This window comes from Pseudomonas sp. Leaf58 (assembly GCF_003627215.1).
Taxonomy (GTDB): Bacteria; Pseudomonadota; Gammaproteobacteria; order Pseudomonadales; family Pseudomonadaceae; genus Aquipseudomonas.
The window spans coordinates 3686771-3704156 of record NZ_CP032677.1 but is presented as its reverse complement, the minus strand read 5'-3'; the positions used below and the strand labels follow the sequence as shown (position 1 = coordinate 3704156).

At 63.5% G+C, this 17386-nt stretch carries 15 protein-coding genes and 1 other RNA gene; 6 read left to right on the top strand and 10 right to left on the bottom strand.

The window, feature by feature from the left end:
* Positions 1-178: 178 nt before the first annotated feature.
* From zipA to recR, 6 genes are all read left to right on the top strand, one after another.
* Positions 179-1066 carry a cell division protein ZipA gene (gene zipA / locus DV532_RS17210; protein WP_056801438.1) on the top strand — a complete coding sequence of 296 codons (888 nt, stop codon included), beginning with the start codon at positions 179-181 and terminating at the stop codon, positions 1064-1066.
* 239 nt (positions 1067-1305) lie between these two features.
* Positions 1306-3636, top strand: coding sequence for an NAD-dependent DNA ligase LigA (gene ligA, locus DV532_RS17205; protein ID WP_056801436.1), 2331 nt, complete (start codon positions 1306-1308; stop codon positions 3634-3636).
* Positions 3637-3813: 177 nt separating this feature from the next.
* Positions 3814-3910: signal recognition particle sRNA small type (gene ffs / locus DV532_RS17200), an RNA gene on the top strand.
* Positions 3911-4191: 281 nt separating this feature from the next.
* Positions 4192-6216: a DNA polymerase III subunit gamma/tau gene (gene dnaX, locus DV532_RS17190; protein WP_056801434.1), complete on the top strand. Its 2025-nt coding sequence runs from the start codon at positions 4192-4194 to the stop codon at positions 6214-6216.
* 64 nt (positions 6217-6280) lie between these two features.
* A complete protein-coding gene (locus DV532_RS17185; RefSeq protein ID WP_056801432.1) occupies positions 6281-6616 on the top strand; it encodes a YbaB/EbfC family nucleoid-associated protein in 336 nt (111 codons plus the stop codon).
* Between the two features lie 158 nt (positions 6617-6774).
* Positions 6775-7377 carry a recombination mediator RecR gene (gene recR / locus DV532_RS17180; protein WP_056801430.1) on the top strand — a complete coding sequence of 201 codons (603 nt, stop codon included), beginning with the start codon at positions 6775-6777 and terminating at the stop codon, positions 7375-7377.
* A 37-nt stretch (positions 7378-7414) separates the two neighbouring features.
* Here recR and DV532_RS17175 read toward each other — a convergent pair whose 3' ends face one another.
* The 10 genes from DV532_RS17175 to DV532_RS17130 form a co-directional block, all read right to left on the bottom strand.
* Positions 7415-7963: an adenine phosphoribosyltransferase gene (locus DV532_RS17175; RefSeq protein WP_009683910.1), complete on the bottom strand. Its 549-nt coding sequence runs from the start codon at positions 7961-7963 to the stop codon at positions 7415-7417.
* A 54-nt stretch (positions 7964-8017) separates the two neighbouring features.
* On the bottom strand, positions 8018-8752 hold the full coding sequence (gene fnrA / locus DV532_RS17170; protein ID WP_016711709.1) for a Crp/Fnr family transcriptional regulator FnrA: 735 nt from the start codon (positions 8750-8752) through the stop codon (positions 8018-8020).
* Between the two features lie 187 nt (positions 8753-8939).
* Positions 8940-10322, bottom strand: a complete 1383-nt coding sequence (gene hemN, locus DV532_RS17165; RefSeq protein ID WP_056801428.1) for an oxygen-independent coproporphyrinogen III oxidase — start codon at positions 10320-10322, stop codon at positions 8940-8942.
* A gap of 156 nt (positions 10323-10478) precedes the next feature.
* Entirely contained in the window at positions 10479-11162 is a 684-nt protein-coding gene (locus DV532_RS17160; RefSeq protein ID WP_056801426.1) for a sulfite exporter TauE/SafE family protein, read from the bottom strand.
* The gene (gene ccoS / locus DV532_RS17155; RefSeq protein ID WP_056801423.1) at positions 11155-11370 is read right to left on the bottom strand and encodes a cbb3-type cytochrome oxidase assembly protein CcoS; all 216 of its coding nucleotides are present in this window, start codon (positions 11368-11370) and stop codon (positions 11155-11157) included. Before ccoS ends, DV532_RS17160 begins: the two co-directional genes overlap by 8 nt.
* Entirely contained in the window at positions 11349-13823 is a 2475-nt protein-coding gene (locus DV532_RS17150; RefSeq protein ID WP_056801421.1) for a heavy metal translocating P-type ATPase, read from the bottom strand. The genes ccoS and DV532_RS17150 overlap by 22 nt, the downstream gene beginning before the upstream one ends.
* A 142-nt stretch (positions 13824-13965) precedes the next feature.
* Positions 13966-14493 (bottom strand): FixH family protein, encoded by a 528-nt coding sequence (locus DV532_RS17145; protein WP_056801419.1) that lies wholly within the window; start codon positions 14491-14493, stop codon positions 13966-13968.
* A gap of 15 nt (positions 14494-14508) precedes the next feature.
* On the bottom strand, positions 14509-15924 hold the full coding sequence (gene ccoG / locus DV532_RS17140) for a cytochrome c oxidase accessory protein CcoG (protein WP_056801417.1): 1416 nt from the start codon (positions 15922-15924) through the stop codon (positions 14509-14511).
* A 296-nt stretch (positions 15925-16220) separates the two neighbouring features.
* Complete coding sequence (ccoP, locus tag DV532_RS17135) at positions 16221-17198, bottom strand: cytochrome-c oxidase, cbb3-type subunit III (RefSeq protein WP_056801415.1); 978 nt, start codon at positions 17196-17198, stop codon at positions 16221-16223.
* Positions 17195-17386 carry a CcoQ/FixQ family Cbb3-type cytochrome c oxidase assembly chaperone gene (locus DV532_RS17130; protein ID WP_056801413.1) on the bottom strand — a complete coding sequence of 64 codons (192 nt, stop codon included), beginning with the start codon at positions 17384-17386 and terminating at the stop codon, positions 17195-17197. The genes ccoP and DV532_RS17130 overlap by 4 nt, the downstream gene beginning before the upstream one ends.

Genomic DNA, 17386 nt, shown 5'->3' with positions numbered 1-17386 from the left:
GCGAAATGCCCCCGTCAGGTGCGACAGACGGTGTAAAGTTGTCTTTGGTCGTGCTAGCTTAATGTCACTCGTTTTTTGCGTGGGTAAAACGCCTGTCAGAACATAGAGTTGGCGCCACGTGTTAAAGGGCTTTGAACCCTTTGTTTTCAAGCATATTTTTATAGAGGCACGGGATTACATGGAAATCGGTCTGCGCGAGTGGCTGATCGTCATCGGCATCATTGTCATTGCCGGGATTCTTTTCGACGGCTGGCGCCGCATGCGCGGCGGGAAAGGCAAGTTGAAATTCCGTCTGGATCGCAGTTATACCAACCTGCCGGACGAAGAGGGCGGTAGCCCCGAAGTGCTTGGCCCGTCGCGGGTGCTGGATGCCCATAAGGAACCTGAGCTGGACGAAAGCGATCTGCCGTCGCTAAGCGCCTCTGCGCGTGATCGCGAGCGCGAGCCCAAACCAGCCAAGGCCAGCAAGCGTGGCAAGCGTGCTGCTGCTGAAGTGCAGCAGGGTGACTTGAACCTGAGCGCTGAGCCGCGTGAGACCGACTTGTTTGCCGACAGCGATGACGACTTTGCCGCGGACAACACCCGCAGCAGTGGTGCAGCGCCTGCCAGCAACAGCGTCAAGGAGCTGCCGCCGGCCGAAGAAGTGCTGGTCATCAGCGTGATCTCGCGCGACGAGGGTGGCTTCAAGGGGCCGGCGCTGTTGCAGAACATTCTGGAGAGCGGCCTGCGCTTTGGCGAAATGGACATCTTCCACCGTCACGAGAGCATGGCCGGCCACGGCGAAGTGCTGTTCTCCATGGCCAACGCCGTCAAGCCTGGTGTGTTCGACCTGGACGACATTGACCACTTCAGCACCCGTGCCGTGAGCTTCTTCCTCGGCCTACCGGGCCCGCGTCATCCGAAGCAGGCCTTCGACGTGATGGTGGCTGCGGCGCGCAAGTTGGCCCACGAACTGAACGGTGAGCTCAAGGACGACCAGCGCAGCGTGCTGACCGCCCAGACCATCGAGCACTACCGCCAGCGCATCGTCGAGTTCGAGCGCCGCGCGCTGACCCAAAAGCGCTGACAGATCCAGACGAAAGAGCAGCCTGAGGGCGTGCTGGTCGGTTCGGGTATCGTTGTAGCTTGTGCCGGCCTCTTCGCGGGTAAACCCGCTCCTACACGGGTATATCGCCGCCCTTGGGTATGTGATGCCCCTTGTAGGAGCGGGTTTACCCGCGAAGAGGCCGGCACAAGCTAAAAATACCCTGAACCCCATGCACCACCCCCAGGCTGCTCTTTTGCTTTGCAAGAGAAGACAATCCCATGACCGCCGAAACCCGCATCCACGAGCTCCGTCATCAGCTCGACCAGCACAACTACCGCTACTACGTGCTCGACGAGCCCAGCGTGCCCGATGCCGAATACGACCGACTGTTCAACGAGCTCAAAGCGCTTGAAGCCGAACACCCGCACCTGATAACCCCCGACTCGCCCACTCAGCGCGTGGGCGGCCAGGCCCTGGCTGCGTTCAGCCAAGTGCGCCACGAAGTGCCCATGCTCAGCCTGGGCAACGCCTTCGAAGAAGCCGACCTGCGCGAGTTCGGGCGCCGTGTGGTAGAGGGCCTCGACCAGCCCGGCGCGGTCGATTACAGCTGCGAACCCAAGCTCGACGGACTAGCCGTAAGCTTGTTGTACCGCGACGGCCAGTTGGTACAGGGTGCCACCCGTGGTGACGGCACCACCGGCGAAGACATCAGTGCTAACGTGCGCACCGTGCGCAATATCCCGCTCAAGCTGCAGGGCGAGGGCTGGCCGGCGGTGCTGGAGGTGCGCGGCGAGGTGTACATGAGCAAGGCCGGTTTCGACCGGCTTAACGCCGCCCAGGCCCAAGCTGGCGGCAAGACCTTTGCCAACCCGCGCAACGCCGCCGCAGGCAGCCTGCGTCAGCTGGATTCGAAGATTACCGCCAGCCGCCCGCTGGAGTTCTGCTGCTATGGTGTCGGCCAGTTGTCCGAAAGCATCGGCGACAGCCACATCGGCACCCTCGAGCAGCTCAAGGCCTGGGGCCTGCCAATTAGCCGCGAGCTCAAGCATGCGGCGGGCATCGAAGAGTGCCTGGCCTACTACCGTGACATTGGTGAACGGCGCAACAGCCTGCCGTACGAGATCGACGGGGTGGTGTTCAAGGTCAATAGCCTGGCCGCCCAGCGTGAACTGGGCTTCCGCGCCCGTGAGCCCCGTTGGGCGATTGCCCACAAGTTCCCGGCCATGGAAGAGCTGACCGAGGTGCTGGACGTCGAGTTCCAGGTTGGCCGCACCGGCGCGGTAACGCCCGTGGCACGCTTGAAGCCGGTCAAGGTGGCCGGCGTGACCGTGTCCAACGCCACCCTGCACAACATGGATGAAATCGCCCGCCTGGGCCTGCGCATTGGTGACACGGTGATTATTCGCCGCGCCGGTGACGTGATTCCGCAAGTGATGCAGGTGGTGCTGGAGCGCCGCCCGGAACATGCCCGCCCGGTAGAAGTGCCCAGCGCGTGCCCGGTGTGCGGCTCGCAGGTCGAGCGTACCCAACTGGTGAAGCGCAGCAAGGGCAAGGAAACCACCAGCGAAGGCGCGGTGTACCGCTGCGTCGGTCGTCTGGCCTGTGGCGCGCAGCTGAAGCAGGCGATCATTCACTACGTGTCGCGCCGGGCCATGGATATCGACGGCTTGGGCGAGAAGAGCGTCGAGCAACTGGTGGATGAAGGCCTGATCGGTTCGCCGGCGGACCTGTACAAGTTGGAATTCGACCAGATCGTCGGCTTGGAAGGCTTCGCCGAAGTGTCCAGCAAGAAGCTGCTGGATGCCATCGAAGCCAGCAAACGGCCAGGCCTGGCGCGCTTCATTTATGCCCTGGGCATCCCGGACGTCGGCGAAGAGACCGCCAAGGTGCTGGCCCGCTCGCTGGGCAGCCTGGAGCGCGTGCAGCAGGCGCTACCGCAGGTGCTCACCTACCTGCCGGACATTGGCCTGGAGGTTGCGCACGAGATCCACAACTTCTTTGAAGATGAGCACAACCGCAAGGTCATCAAGCAACTGCTCGATAGCGGCATGCAACTACAGGACGAAGGCGAACTGGCTGCCGAATTCGCCGCCAGCACCACCCTGGCCGGGATGATCGCCAAGCTCGACATCGCCTCGGTTGGCCCGACCGGTGCCGAGAAGCTGGTAGCCAAGCTCGACAGCCTGGACAAGATCATCGCCGCCGACGGCATCGACCTGCGCCAGGCCCTGGCGGCCAAGCAGGCCGAAGCCGTGCGCGAGTTCTTCAAGGATGAAGCCAATCAGCAACTGGCGCGGGCTATCGAAGCGCAGTTGCTGGCATTTGGCATGCACTGGAGCAGCGAGAAGAAAGTGGCCGAAGGCTTGCCACTGGCCGGGCAGACCTGGGTGCTTACCGGCACCTTGGAGCGCATGAGCCGTGACATTGCCAAGGACAAGTTGGAAAGCCTGGGGGCCAAGGTGGCCGGTTCGGTTTCCGGCAAGACCCACTGCGTGGTGGCCGGGCCGGGGGCGGGCTCCAAGCTGGCCAAGGCCAGCGAGTTGGGGGTGAAGGTGCTCGATGAAGATGCTTTCGTCACCTTCCTGGGCGAGCAGGGCATCGCGGTTTAACGCCCTGCGCGGCCTTTGTAGGAGCGGGTTTACCCGCGAAGAGGCCCGCCCAGGCCACCTCAACCCTGACAAGTCATTGAGAAGTGATGACTTTTTCTCGCCGCAGAGGTTGTATCTGCCCCCAAGACCGGTACAATGGCGCCACTCGCTGCTCAGCGAGCCATGTTGTGGTGGCCCCATCGGTCCCCCCGCATTGATTACCCGTTAACCTGGTCAGGCCCGGAAGGGAGCAGCCATAGCGGGAACATCGAGTGCCGGGGTGTGGCTGGTGGGGCCGCCTCCATTTCTGGGGTCCGAAACCTCAATCTGCAGCGAACGCCTTCGTTCTCTGTTGCCTCTCGCTCAATGCCCCTGCAACCGACAGTTTCATCAGCCGCTGGGATTTCGGGCAAACCTTGCCCCGCGAAGCGCCGCGCGGGTGGTGCTCAATCGTGAGAGCGACACATTCCTCAATGCGAGCAGGGTGGTTGTATCCACGCTGCGCAGGGTGCAATTTTGCCCCCGGTCCGCTAGCATTAGCGATCTTCCGCTCGATCAGGCTACGATGGTTTTTCGATGAGTTATCAGGTTCTTGCACGTAAATGGCGTCCGCGCTCGTTTCGCGAAATGGTCGGCCAGGCCCATGTGCTCAAGGCCTTGATCAATGCCTTGGACAACCAGCGCTTGCACCACGCCTACCTGTTCACCGGTACCCGTGGCGTGGGCAAGACCACCATTGCGCGTATCATCGCCAAGTGCCTGAACTGCGAAACCGGCATCACCTCCACGCCCTGTGGCACCTGTTCGGTGTGCCGGGAGATCGACGAAGGCCGCTTCATCGACCTGATCGAGATCGACGCCGCCAGCCGCACCAAGGTAGAAGACACCCGCGAACTGCTCGATAACGTGCAGTACGCCCCGAGCCGTGGGCGCTTCAAGGTATACCTGATCGACGAAGTGCACATGCTGTCTACGCACTCGTTCAACGCCTTGCTCAAGACGCTGGAAGAGCCGCCGCCCCACGTCAAGTTCATCCTTGCCACCACCGACCCGCAGAAGCTGCCGGCCACCATTCTGTCGCGCTGCTTGCAGTTTTCGCTGAAAAACATGAGCCCGGAGCGGGTGGTCGAACACCTCAGCCACGTACTGGCTGCCGAAAACGTCCCGTTCGAGGCCGATGCCCTGTGGCTGCTGGGCCGCGCGGCCGATGGCTCGATGCGCGACGCCATGAGCCTGACTGACCAGGCCATCGCCTTTGGTGAAGGCAAAGTGCTGGCTGCCGATGTGCGGGCGATGCTCGGCAGCCTTGACCATGGTCAGGTCTACGGTGTGCTGCAGGCGCTGCTTGACGGCGATGCGCGGGCCTTGCTGGAGGCCGTGCGTAGCCTGGCCGAGCAGGGGCCGGATTGGGCGGGCGTGCTGGCCGAGATGCTCAACGTGCTGCACCGCGTGGCCATTGCCCAGGCACTGCCGGAGGCGGTGGACAACGGCCAGGGCGATCGCGAACGGGTGCTGGCACTGGCTGCGGCCTTGCCGGCCGAGGATGTACAGTTTTATTACCAGATGGGCCTGATTGGCCGGCGTGACCTGCCCTTGGCGCCAGACCCACGTGGCGGCTTCGAGATGGTCCTGCTGCGCATGCTGGCGTTCCGGCCGGCCGACACCGACGACGCGCCGAAGCCGATACTAAAGCCAGTGGGGATCAGCCAGGCCACAGCTGATCCTGCAACGCCGGTGGCAGCGCCAGCGGTTGCCGTGGCCCCTGTCGCACCGGTCGAGCCCGCGCCACAGCCGGCTGTCGAGCCTGTGCTGGTCGCTGAGCCGGTCCCGGTCATCGAGGCTACACCAGAACCAGAGCCAGAACCCGAGGTAATTGACCTGCCTTGGGAAGAGCCCGCGGCAGCGCCCGCACCAGTCGTGGCCGAGCCTGTGCCAGCGCTGGCGCCAGTAGCGGCGCCCGCGCCAGCCGCCCCAGCTCCGCAGGCCAGCACGGCACACGACGAGCCGCCCTTCGACCCGTCCGCCTACGCCGCCGTGGGCATGGACCGCGACGACGAGCCGCCACTGGATGAAGACTATTACGGCGGCGAGAGCGACCCCGTCGGTTTCAGCTATCTGGACGAACTGGCCGAACACGTCCAAGAAGAGGTGTCCAAGCCTGTCGCCGAACCGTTGCCAGCGGCCAAGCCGGCCACTGGCCTGGCCTTGCAATGGCTGGAATTATTCCCACAGTTGCCTGTGTCGGGGATGACGGGCAACATCGCGGCAAACTGTACGCTGATCGCCGCCGACGGCGACGACTGGCTGCTGCACCTGGACCCTGGCCAAGGTGCGCTGTTCAACGCCACCCAGCAGCGGCGCCTGAACGATGCGCTCAACCAGCACTTGGGGCGCACGCTGAATCTGCGCATCGAATTGATCCTGCCCGAGCAGGAAACCCCAGCCCAGGCGGCAGCGCGCAAGCGTAGCGAGCGCCAGCACGAGGCAGTGGTGTCGATCGAGCAAGATCCGTTGATCCAGCAGATGATCAAGCTGTTCGGTGCCAAGGTCCGGCAGGATACTATTGAGCCTGTAGAAGCCCTGGCCGATCAGGGCCAGTAACGGATAACCATGCGGCCGGCCGAGTGCTTGGCCGCATCACATGACCCAATCGAGGTATACCCCCATGATGAAAGGTGGCATGGCCGGCCTGATGAAGCAGGCCCAGCAGATGCAGGAAAAGATGCAAAAGATGCAGGAAGAGCTGGCTAACGCCGAAGTTACCGGCCAGTCCGGTGGCGGCCTGGTGAGCGTGGTGATGACCGGTCGTCACGACGTCAAACGCGTCAGCATCGACCAAAGCCTGATGTCGACTGATGAAGACGACAAGGAAGTGCTCGAAGACCTGATCGCCGCTGCGTTGAATGACGCCGTGCGCAAGATCGAGCAGAACAGCCAGGAGAAAATGGGTGGCATGACCGCTGGCATGCAACTGCCGCCGGGCTTCAAGATGCCGTTCTAAGGGCATTGCGCTGTCGAAGACCGCCGCTGACCAACAGCGGCGGTTTTTTTGTGCACTGTTGCAGCCGGCGCTGTCATTATTCCTGAATCCGGCTTGATTTGACGCCACTGCCACCGCTGGGTATAAACCGCCTCTTATTGATTTGTCAGGCCTTTCCCATGAGCTTCAGCCCTCTCATCCGCCAACTGATCGACGGCCTGCGTATTCTGCCCGGTGTCGGCCAGAAAACCGCCCAGCGCATGGCGCTACAACTGCTCGAGCGTGACCGCAGCGGTGGCCTGCGCCTGGCCCAGGCCTTGACCCAGGCCATGGAAGGGGTGGGCCACTGCCGTCAGTGCCGCACGCTGACCGAGCAGGAGCTGTGCCCGCAATGTGCCGACACGCGCCGTGACGATACGCAACTGTGCGTGGTCGAGGGGCCGGTGGATGTGTATGCCGTGGAGCAGACCGGCTACCGTGGTCGCTACTTTGTGCTCAAGGGTCATTTGTCGCCGCTGGACGGCCTGGGGCCGGAGGCGATCGGCATTCCGCAGCTGATGGCGCGGATTGAGCAGCAGGGCACCTTTACCGAGGTGATCCTGGCGACCAACCCGACGGTGGAAGGGGAGGCGACGGCGCACTACATCGCCCAGTTGCTGAACGAGAAAGGCTTGGTGGCATCGCGGATTGCCCATGGCGTGCCGCTGGGTGGCGAGCTGGAGCTGGTGGATGGTGGGACCTTGGCCCATGCGTTTGCCGGGCGTCGGCCAATTTCGCTCTGATTCAGCAGTGCTGGGGCCGCTTTGCGGCCCCGAATACTCAGTATTCGCTGAGGGAAAACTCGGTCAGGCAGAACGTCGGCACACCTGCTGCCTGCAGCCGGCGCGACCCGTCCAGTTCCGGCAGGTCGATGATCGCCGCCGCCTCGAATACTTGCGCCCCGGTGCGGCGCACCAGGTTGGCCGCCGCCAGCAGCGTGCCGCCAGTGGCAATCAGGTCGTCGAAGATCAACACCGAATCGCCTTCGCACAGGCTGTCAGCATGCACTTCCAGGAAGGCTTCGCCGTACTCGGTCTGGTAACCCTCGCTCAGCACATCAGCCGGCAGCTTGCCTTGCTTGCGGAACAGGATCAGCGGCTTGTTCAGTTGGTGGGCGATGATCGAGCCGATCAAGAAGCCCCGCGCATCCATGGCACCAATGTGGCTGAACTCAGCCTCGACATAGCGCTCGATAAACTGGTCGGCCACATAGCGCAGCCCGCGGGGTGACTGGAACAGCGGGGTGATGTCGCGAAAGATGACGCCCGGTTTGGGGAAGTCCACTACCGGGCGGATCAGGGCTTTGAGGTCGAAGGCGTCGCTGTGCATTGTTGCGGGTATCCTGGGAAAACGAATGCCCAAGTATACCCGCTAATACCGGCCTCAGGCCTCGATTGCGCCACCGGCCAGCGCACACAACTGGATCGGGTCGAGGATGTGCACTTCCTTGCCTTCGGCGCGGATCAGGCCGTTCTGCTGGAAGCGAGTGAACACCCGAGACACGGTTTCTACCGCCAGGCCCAGGTAGTTACCAATTTCGTTGCGCGACATGCTCAAGCGGAACTGGTTGGCCGAATAGCCGCGGGCGCGGAAGCGCGCCGACAGGTTGACCAAGAAGGTGGCGATGCGCTCGTCAGCGGTTTTCTTCGACAGCAGCAGCATCATTTGCTGGTCGTCGCGGATTTCCCTGCTCATTACCCGCATCAGCTGGCGCCGTAGTTGCGGCAGTTGCACCGACAGCTCATCAAGGCGCTCGAACGGGATTTCACACACCGACGTGGTTTCCTGGGCCTGGGCCGACACCGGGTAGGCCTCGGTGTCCATGCCTGACAGGCCGACCAGTTCGCTGGGCAGGTGGAAGCCGGTGATCTGCTCTTCACCGCTGTCGCTGAGGCTGAAGGTTTTCAGCGCGCCGGAACGTACGGCGTAGACCGAGCCAAAATTATCGCCCTGGCGGAACAGGAACTCGCCCTTTTTCAGCGGTCGCCCGCGTTTGACGATTTCATCCAGTGCATCCATGTCTTCCAGGTTCAGCGAAAGAGGCAGGCACAGTGGGGCCAGGCTGCAGTCCTTGCAATGGGCCTGGTTGTGTGGGCGCAGTTTGACTGGCTCGGACATTTGAATCGATCCTTGTGGGAAAGCACACATAAGTCGTAAGGGTAACCCACGACACAGGGTGTAGGCCAGCGTGCGCGTTAATGGTGCGCGCTGGCGAAGCCCCGGCAACCGGCCTGCCGGGAGTTCTTGTGTGCCCATAGTGTGCCCGTCAAGGAAACTTGTCCATGCGGTTGAACGCCTCGGTTTTTCAGATCACCCGCGAGAAACGTTGGCGGTTGTGCATCGCCAGGTAGGCGTCGAACACCATGCATACCGAGCGTGCCAACAGGCGGCCGGCCGGCAGGATGCGGATGCCCTTATTGTCCAGGCTGATCAGGCCGTCGCGCTGCAAAGTCTGCAGTTCGGGCCAGAGCTCGTTGAAGTAACCGCGAAAATCGATGGTGAAGGCCTGTTCGATTGGCTCGAAGTCCAGCTCGAAATGGCAGATCAGCTGTTGGATCACCGCCCGGCGGATGCGGTCGTCATGGTTGCACACCAGGCCGCGCTGGGTAGCCAGCTGGGCGTTGGCCAAGCTGCCCTGGTAAGTGTTGAGGTCGCTGCTGTTCTGGCAGTACAGGTCGCCGATCTGGCTGATGGCCGATACGCCCAGGCCAATAAGGTCGCAGTGGCCGTGGGTGGTATAGCCCTGGAAGTTGCGTTGCAAGGTGCCTTCTTCCTGGGCGATGGCCAGTTCGTCGTCGGGCAGGGCGAAATGGTCCATGCCGATGTAGCGGTAGCCGGCAGCGGTCAGTTGGTCGATGGTGGCGTGCAGCATCTCCAGCTTGGCGGCCGCACTGGGCAGGTCGTTGCTATCGATGCGCCGCTGTGGCATGAAACGCTCGGGCAGGTGGGCGTAGTTGAACACCGACAGGCGGTCGGGTTGCAGGCGGATCACTTCTTCGACGGTGCGGGCAAAGCCTTCCGGGGTTTGCTTGGGCAGGCCGTAGATCAGGTCGAGGTTGACCGAGCGGAACTGCAACGTGCGCGCGGCCTCGATCAGGGTGCGGGTCTGTTCCAGGCTCTGCAGGCGGTTGACTGCGCGCTGCACGACCGGGTCGAGGTCCTGCACGCCCAGGCTAACGCGGTTGAAGCCCAGTTCGCGCAGCAGGCCCATGGTCGACCAGTCGGCCTCGCGTGGGTCGATCTCGATGCCGTAGTCACCGGAGTCGTCGTCCAGCAGGTGGAAGTGCTGGCGCAGGGTGGCCATCAGCTGGCGCAGTTCCACATGGCTGAGGAAGGTCGGTGTGCCACCGCCGAAATGCAGCTGTTCAACACGCTGTTTAGGGTCCAGGTGGCAGGCGATCAGCTGGATTTCCTGCTCCAGGCGCTGCAGGTAAGGCGCGGCGCGGGCGCGGTCCTTGGTGATGACCTTGTTGCAGGCGCAGTAATAGCAGATGTTGGCGCAGAACGGCACGTGGACGTACAGCGACAGCGGGCGCACCGCCCGACGGCTCTCGCGCAGGGCGTGGAGCAGGTCGAACGAGCCTACTTCGCTGTGCAGTTGCACGGCGGTCGGGTAAGAGGTGTAGCGTGGTCCGGCCAGGTCGTAGCGGCGGATCAGGTCGGTATCCCAACGTAGGGCGTCGAGCATGAGGGCGGTCCCCGGAAAGAGCAGCAGTGCACCGGAGTCTAGGGTTGTCTGTAGGAATCTGTGTTGATTTGTATCAAGCGCCAAGCCGCGGGCTACACGCTACAAGCGAAGCACATCGGCTTGCCCTTGAGGCTTGTAGCTTGCCGCTTGCCGCTCTCAGTGCCCCATCAGCCAATGTTGGTGCGGACCCGGCAGGGTCCACACCCCAAACAGCATCACCAGCACCCCGCCAGCGACGCGCACACTGCGCCGTTTCAACAAAGTGTTTAGCCGCTCTGCCGCCAACCCGGTGGCCAGCAGTACCGGCCAGGTCCCCACCCCGAACGCCAGCATCAGCGCCGCGCTGTACCCGGCATTGCCCTGGCTGGCCGCCCACAGCAAGGTGCTGTACACCAACCCGCACGGCAGCCACCCCCACAGCGCCCCCAGCAGCAATGCGCGGGGCAGGCTGGACACCGGCAGCAAGCGCGACGCCACGGGCTGGATATGCCGCCACAGCCCCCGGCCGAGCGCCTCGATGCGGGTTAAGCCGCTCCACCAACCGGCCAGGTACAGCCCCATGGCGATCAACAGCAGCGCTGCCACCACGCGCAGCGCCAGCGCCACGGGGCTGCTGGCCACGGCCCAGCCGGCCAGACCCAGCAGCAGGCCGGCACTGGCATAGCTGAGAACCCGCCCAAGGTTGTATGCCAGCAGCAGGCGCACGCGCCGGCCACGCTGTTCGGGCGGGATGGCCAGGGTCAGCGCGCCCATCAGGCCGCCGCACATGCCCAGGCAATGGCCGCCGCCAAGCAGGCCAAGGACCACTGCCGAACCCAGCAGGGGAAGCAGGTCAGGCACGAGGTGGCAGGTCCTTTTCGGTGTTGGCTTGGCTGTCGTCAGGTTTCACCGCGGCCTGGTGGCGTGGGTCCTGTTCGTCGAACAGGATGCTATGGGCGGGGCCTTCAAGGTCGTCGTACTGGCCGCTGTCCACCGCCCAGAAGAAGATGTACACGGCCACGCCGACCAGCAGCAGGGCTGCAGGGATCATGACATAGAGGGCGGGCATGGTGACTTCCTCCCGGGCAAGGGGGCTTCAAGGGGCAGCAGGCCCGCTGCCAGTGGCATGCGGGTCAGGCGCAAGGCATTGAGCACCACGATCAGCGAGCTGACCGACATACCGATGGCCGCCCACACCGGGGTGATCCAGCCAAGCGCGGCAAACGGCAACATCAAGCCATTATACAGCGTCGCCCACAGCAGGTTCTCCAGGATGTTGCGGCGGGTACGGCGGGCCAGTTCAAAGGCTTGCACCAGCGCCTGCAAGCGGTTGGACAGCAGCACGGCATCGGCGCTGGTCTTGGCCAGGTCGGTGGCGCTGCCCATGGCAATGCTGATGTCGGCAGCCGCCAGTACCGGCACGTCGTTGACCCCGTCGCCCAGCATCAGCACCTTGCGCCCAGTCGCCTGCAGCGCTTTCAGCCGGTCCAGTTTGTCATCTGGGCGCAGGCCGCCGATAGCCTGGTCGATGCCCAACTGCGCTGCCACTTCGGCGACCATTGGCGAGCTGTCGCCCGACAGCAGCAGGGTGCGCCAGCCACGCGCCTTGCAGGCCGCCAGCAGGGCCGGGGCGTCGTCGCGCAGGCGGTCGTCCAGGCCGAACCAGGCCAGTGGCCCGTGGCGGTCGCCCAGCAGCAGCCACTGGCCGCGCGGTTCCGGTACGCCGGGGATTTCTGCGCCGCTCAGGGCGCAGACGAAGGTCGCTTGGCCTATGCGCAAGCGTTGCCCTTCGACCAGCCCTTCCAGGCCCAGGCCCGGCACGGTCTGCACGTCGTCGGCAGGCGTGGCGGTGCGGCCAAAGGCGCGGGCAATGGGGTGTTCGGAGCGGTTTTCCAGTGCTGCCGCCAGGGCCAGGCAACGGTCGGCAGGCAGGCTGCCGAGCGGGCGAATGCTACGTAACGTCAGGCGCCCTTCGGTCAGCGTGCCAGTCTTGTCGAAAATCACCGTGTCGATCTGGTTCAAGCCTTCCAGCACATGGCCACGGGTCACCAGCAGGCCGAGCTTGTGCAAGGTGCCGGTGGCAGCGGTCAGCGCCGTGGGCGTGGCCAGCGATAGCGCGCAAGGGCAGGTTGCCACCAGCATGGCCAGCACGATCCAGAACGCCCGCGCCGGGTCCAGGTACCACCACCCCAGGCCGATGACCACGGCGGCCAGCAGCGAGAACAACAGGAACCATTGCGAGGCGCGGTCAGCGATTTCGGCCAGGCGCGGTTTTTCGGTCTGGGCGCGTTCCAGCAGGCGGACGATGGCCGACAGCCGCGAATCGTGGCCGAGGGCTTCGACCTCCACGTTCAGGGTGCTTTCGACATTAAGCGTGCCGCCGGTGACCCGTTCGCCAACCCGGCGCGGTTGCGGCAGGTATTCGCCGGTCAGCAACGATTCGTCGACGCTGGAGCGGCCTTCGACGATGCGCCCGTCTGCCGGGATCACCGCGCCTGGCAGCACCTGCACGGTGTCGCCACAGTGCAGTTCGCTGAGCAGGATGCGCTCGCTACGGCCCAGGGCGTCCAGGCGCAGGCACGAGGCGGGTAGCAGGTTGACCAACTGCGCAGTGGCTGCTGCGGTGCGTTCGCGGGCGCGGCGCTCCAGATAACGGCCGGTGAGCAAGAACAGCGCGAACATGCCAACGGTGTCGAAATACAGCTCGCCGCTGCCGGTGATGGCGGTCCAGATGCCAGCGCCAAACGCCAGGGCAATGGCCAGTGACACCGAAACGTCCATGGTCAGGTGGCGGGTGCGCAAGTCGCGTGCCGCGCCTTTGAAAAACGGCGCGCAGCTGTAGAACACGATGGGAATGGTAAGGAACAGCGCCACCCAGCGCAGGATAGTGTGCAGCTCTGGCGACAAGTCGATGTTGAATTCTGGCCAGGTGGCCATGGTTGCCATCATCGCCTGGAACCACAGCAGCCCGGCCACGCCCAGGCGGCGCAGGGCGCTGCGGTTTTCCCGGGCCAGTTGCTCGGCGGCCTGGTCCGGCTGGTAGGGGTGGGCGGCGTAGCCGATCTGGCGCAGCTCGGCCAGCAGGCGTGACAGCGGCAGTTGCTTGTCGTCCCAGTTCAGCTGCAGGCGGTGGTTGGACAGGTTCAGGCGCGCCTCGGCGACGCCGGGCAGGTTGCGCAGGTGCTTTTCGATCAGCCAGCCACAGGCGGCGCAACTGATGCCTTCGACCAGCAAGGTGGTTTCGGCCAGGTCGCCAGCATGGCGGACGAAGGTCTGCTGGACGTCGCTGCGGTCGTACAGAGCCAGTTCGTCCTGCAGTTGTTTGGGCAGCGCTTCGGGGTTGGCACTGTTGTCGCTGCGGTGCTGGTAGTAGTGCTCCAGGCCGCCGGCGACGATCGACTCGGCCACCGCTTGGCAGCCGGGGCAGCAGAACTGCCGGGGCTCACCGAGGACCACGGCGGTGAAGCGGCCGCCGGTGGGGACGGGCAGGGCGCAGTGGTAGCAGGGGGTGGGCTGGGTCATAAGGCAAACACTTCTGCTCGGGCAGATATGAAACCTTGTGGGAGCGGGCGTGCCCGCGAAAGCGTCAGGCCTGAAAACACCTTTGCCTGAGCTATCGCATTCGCGGGCATGCCCGCTCCCACAGGGATTGGCGGTGGTGCGGTTATTGGTGTTCGGCGCCCTGGAGGGCTTCATCACCCAGCTGCAAGGTCACACCATGCTCCACTTTCTCTTCCTCGAACAGGCGCCACACCTGGTCATTTTGGCTACCCAGCAGCTCGACAAAGCGTCGCCCGTCAACCGTGTCTTCCAACTGCCCCACATAACGCCCAGGCTCGACCCGGCTCAGCAGCACTTTGCGGTCCTTCTCCGGCTGGGTTGGCGAAATCAGGTTCAGCTCCAAGCTTTGTGGGTCGCTATTGCCGGTCAGGCGCAGGTCCACTTCACCGGTCAGCTCGTCCAGGTGCAGGCTGGCCTTAAGGCCCAGGTTCTGCGCCAGTAATTCACGGTCCAGCGAGCGGTTGATGCCTTTCCCGGCCTCGTAGTAGTTGTCGTTTACCAGGTTGTCCGGGTTGCGCACAGCGATGCTGACCATGGTCAGGCTCAGGCACACCGAGGTGGTCAGGATGCCGATGATGATCCAGGGCCAAAGGTGCTTGTACCATGGGCTGGCGGCGGTAGCAGCAGGCATTGTGGGTTATCTCTCTTAGCGGATCTGTGGGCCGATGAAGCGGCTCTTGGCTTCAACCTTGGCGTCGCTGTCGTCGGCGCTTTTGAGGATGAAGGTGATTTCGTTGGTGGTCGATGGCAGCTTCTCGGGGGCGACCGACAACTGCACCGGCAGGCTGACGATATCGCCGGCCGCTACGCGGATCTCCCGCTGGCCTTCGAGCTTCAGGTCCGGCAGGCCGGCGGCGTCCAGCACGTAGACGTGGTCGCGTTGGTCTTTGTTCATCACTTTCAGGCTGTACACGTTCTCGATCCGACCCTGGGCGTTTTCGCGGTACAGCACGCGGTCCTTGCTGACGTCGAAACCGACCAGCGAGCGCGTGGCGAAGGCCGTGGCCAGGCCGATGATCATCACCAGCAACACCAGCGCATAACCGATCAGGCGCGGCCGCAGCATGTGGGTTTTTTGCCCGGACAGGTTGTGCTCGGTGGTGTAGCTGATCAGCCCTTTGGGGTAGTTCATCTTGTCCATGATGCTGTCACAGGCGTCGATGCACGCGGCGCAGCCGATGCACTCGATCTGCAGGCCGTCACGGATGTCGATGCCGGTGGGGCAGACCTGCACGCACATCGTGCAATCGATGCAGTCACCCAAGCCTTGGGCCTTGTAGTCAGCGTCTTTCTTGCGTGGCCCGCGGGTTTCACCACGGCGCGGGTCGTAGGACACGATCAGGGTGTCTTTGTCGAACATCACGCTCTGGAAGCGTGCATACGGGCACATGTACACGCACACCTGCTCGCGCAGCCAGCCGGCATTGCCGTAGGTGGCGAGGGTAAAGAAGCCGACCCAGAAATAAGCCCAGCCGTCAGCCTGGCCGGTGAAGAACTCGATGACCAGTTCACGGATCGGCGAGAAATAGCCGACGAAGGTCATGCCGGTGACAAACCCGATCAGCAGCCACAGGCTGTGCTTGGCGAATTTGCGCAGGAACTTGTTGCTGCTCATGGGGGCTTTGTCGAGCTTCATGCGCTGGTTGCGGTCACCTTCGGTGACTTTTTCGCACCACATGAAAATCCACGTCCACACGCTTTGCGGGCAGGTGTAGCCGCACCACACCCGGCCGGCGTAGACCGTCACGAAGAACAGGCCGAAGGCGGCGACGATTAGGATGCCCGAGAGCAGGATGAAGTCTTGCGGCCAGATAGTGGCGCCGAAGATGTAGAACTTGCGCTCGGGCAGGTTCCACCACACCGCTTGGTGGCCGCCCCAGTTCAGCCACACGGTGCCGAAGTACAGCAGGAACAGCACCGCACCGCCGACCATGCGCAGGCGACGGAACAGGCCGGTGAAGGCGCGGGTGTAGATTTTTTCGCGCGAGGCGTAGAGGTCGACGGAATCCTTCCCTTTGCTGGCAGGCGGGGTGACGTCATGTACCGGAATTTGCTTGCTCATCATCAAGTCCCACGGCAGTGGAGAAACGCCGCGGCCAGTGCGTGCCGGCCGCAGTCTCGCGCAATCTGCTAGCGCTCTGCGACCCATGATACGCCGCTGATGGCAGTATGGGGTCGCGCTGCGACCTTTAGTCGCATTGGGTTCGTGGCATGAATCGTGTTATGGCGGGTGTCAATTGATCCAGGTCATTTGCCTGTGAGAAATGCTGCACCGGCCTATTCGCGGCTAAAGCCGCTCCTACAAGTGACCGTGATCGTTGTAGGAGCGGCTTTAGCCGCGAATAGGCCAGGCCTGCCTTACTCAGCCTTGGTAGGCTCACCCTGATGCGACAGGCTGTAAACATAAGCCGCCAGCAGGTGCACCTTGTCATTACCCTGCAGTTGTTCCTGTGCCGGCATCTGCCCCTGGCGACCATAGCGGATGGTCTGCTGCAGCTGGGCAAAGCTCGAACCGTAGATGAACGCCTGCGGGTGCGTCAGGTTAGGCGCGCCCATGGCTGGCGTACCCTTGCCTTCCGGCCCGTGGCAGGCCACGCAATTGGCCGCGAAGATCTTCTGCCCGTTGTCGACATCGGCCTTCGCGCCTTCTGGCAGCGTGCGGCCATCCAGCTTGCTGACCACGAACGCCGCCACGTCAGCCACGCCCTGATCACCGATCACCTCGGCCCAGGCCGGCATCACGCCATGGCGACCGCCCATGATGGTGGTCTTGATGGTGTCCGGCTCGCCACCCCAACGCCAGTCGTTGTCGGTCAGGTTGGGGAAGCCGAAGGCACCCTTGGCATCGGAGCCATGGCACACCGAGCAGTTGGAGGCGAACAGCCGCGCACCCATCTTCAGGGCTTGCGGGTCCTTGGCTACTGCCTCGATGGGCATGGCCGCGAACTTGGCGAAGATCGGCCCGAAGCGGGCGTCGGCCTTGGCCATTTCCTTTTCCCACTCGTGTACGCCAGTCCAGCCCGGCTGGCCATTGGCGAACTCGGTCTGCTTGTCGTTATCCAGGTACGAGTAGCCCGGCAAAATGCCTTTCCAGTTGCCCAGACCCGGGTACAACACCAGGTAGCCGAGGGCGAAGATGATGGTGCCGACGAACAGCCAGAACCACCATTTTGGCAGCGGGTTGTCGTATTCCTCGATGCCATCGAAGGCATGCCCGACGGTTTCGTCGGTGACCTCTTCGCGCTGGCCCTTGCGGGTGGACAGCAGCAGCCAGGTCAACGAGAAGATGGTGCCCAGGGTCAGGACGGTAACGTACAGACTCCAGAAGGTTGTCATTGTTGTTTGCTCCCAGAAGCTTTTGCTTGCTCGACGTGCCGGCTGGCCTCGGGGTCATCCGCGAAGGGCAGTTGGGTCGCTTCGTCGAAATCCTTTTTACGCCGTGGGTTGAACACCCACAGCGCCAGGCCCACGAAGGCCACCATCACCACGACGGTGCCCAGGCCGCGAATCATCCCGATATCCAT

Excerpts from the sequence above, each read along its gene's own strand:
- zipA (WP_056801438.1), top strand. The coding sequence starts at position 179 with ATGGAAATCGGTCTGCGCGAGTGGCTGATCGTCATCGGCATCATTGTC.
- ligA (WP_056801436.1), top strand. The coding sequence starts at position 1,306 with ATGACCGCCGAAACCCGCATCCACGAGCTCCGTCATCAGCTCGACCAG.
- dnaX (WP_056801434.1), top strand. The coding sequence starts at position 4,192 with ATGAGTTATCAGGTTCTTGCACGTAAATGGCGTCCGCGCTCGTTTCGC.
- DV532_RS17185 (WP_056801432.1), top strand. The coding sequence starts at position 6,281 with ATGATGAAAGGTGGCATGGCCGGCCTGATGAAGCAGGCCCAGCAGATG.
- recR (WP_056801430.1), top strand. The coding sequence starts at position 6,775 with ATGAGCTTCAGCCCTCTCATCCGCCAACTGATCGACGGCCTGCGTATT.
- DV532_RS17175 (WP_009683910.1), bottom strand. The coding sequence starts at position 7,963 with ATGCACAGCGACGCCTTCGACCTCAAAGCCCTGATCCGCCCGGTAGTG.
- fnrA (WP_016711709.1), bottom strand. The coding sequence starts at position 8,752 with ATGTCCGAGCCAGTCAAACTGCGCCCACACAACCAGGCCCATTGCAAG.
- hemN (WP_056801428.1), bottom strand. The coding sequence starts at position 10,322 with ATGCTCGACGCCCTACGTTGGGATACCGACCTGATCCGCCGCTACGAC.
- ccoS (WP_056801423.1), bottom strand. The coding sequence starts at position 11,370 with ATGCCCGCCCTCTATGTCATGATCCCTGCAGCCCTGCTGCTGGTCGGC.
- DV532_RS17150 (WP_056801421.1), bottom strand. The coding sequence starts at position 13,823 with ATGACCCAGCCCACCCCCTGCTACCACTGCGCCCTGCCCGTCCCCACC.
- DV532_RS17145 (WP_056801419.1), bottom strand. The coding sequence starts at position 14,493 with ATGCCTGCTGCTACCGCCGCCAGCCCATGGTACAAGCACCTTTGGCCC.
- ccoG (WP_056801417.1), bottom strand. The coding sequence starts at position 15,924 with ATGAGCAAGCAAATTCCGGTACATGACGTCACCCCGCCTGCCAGCAAA.
- ccoP (WP_056801415.1), bottom strand. The coding sequence starts at position 17,198 with ATGACAACCTTCTGGAGTCTGTACGTTACCGTCCTGACCCTGGGCACC.
- DV532_RS17130 (WP_056801413.1), bottom strand. The coding sequence starts at position 17,386 with ATGGATATCGGGATGATTCGCGGCCTGGGCACCGTCGTGGTGATGGTG.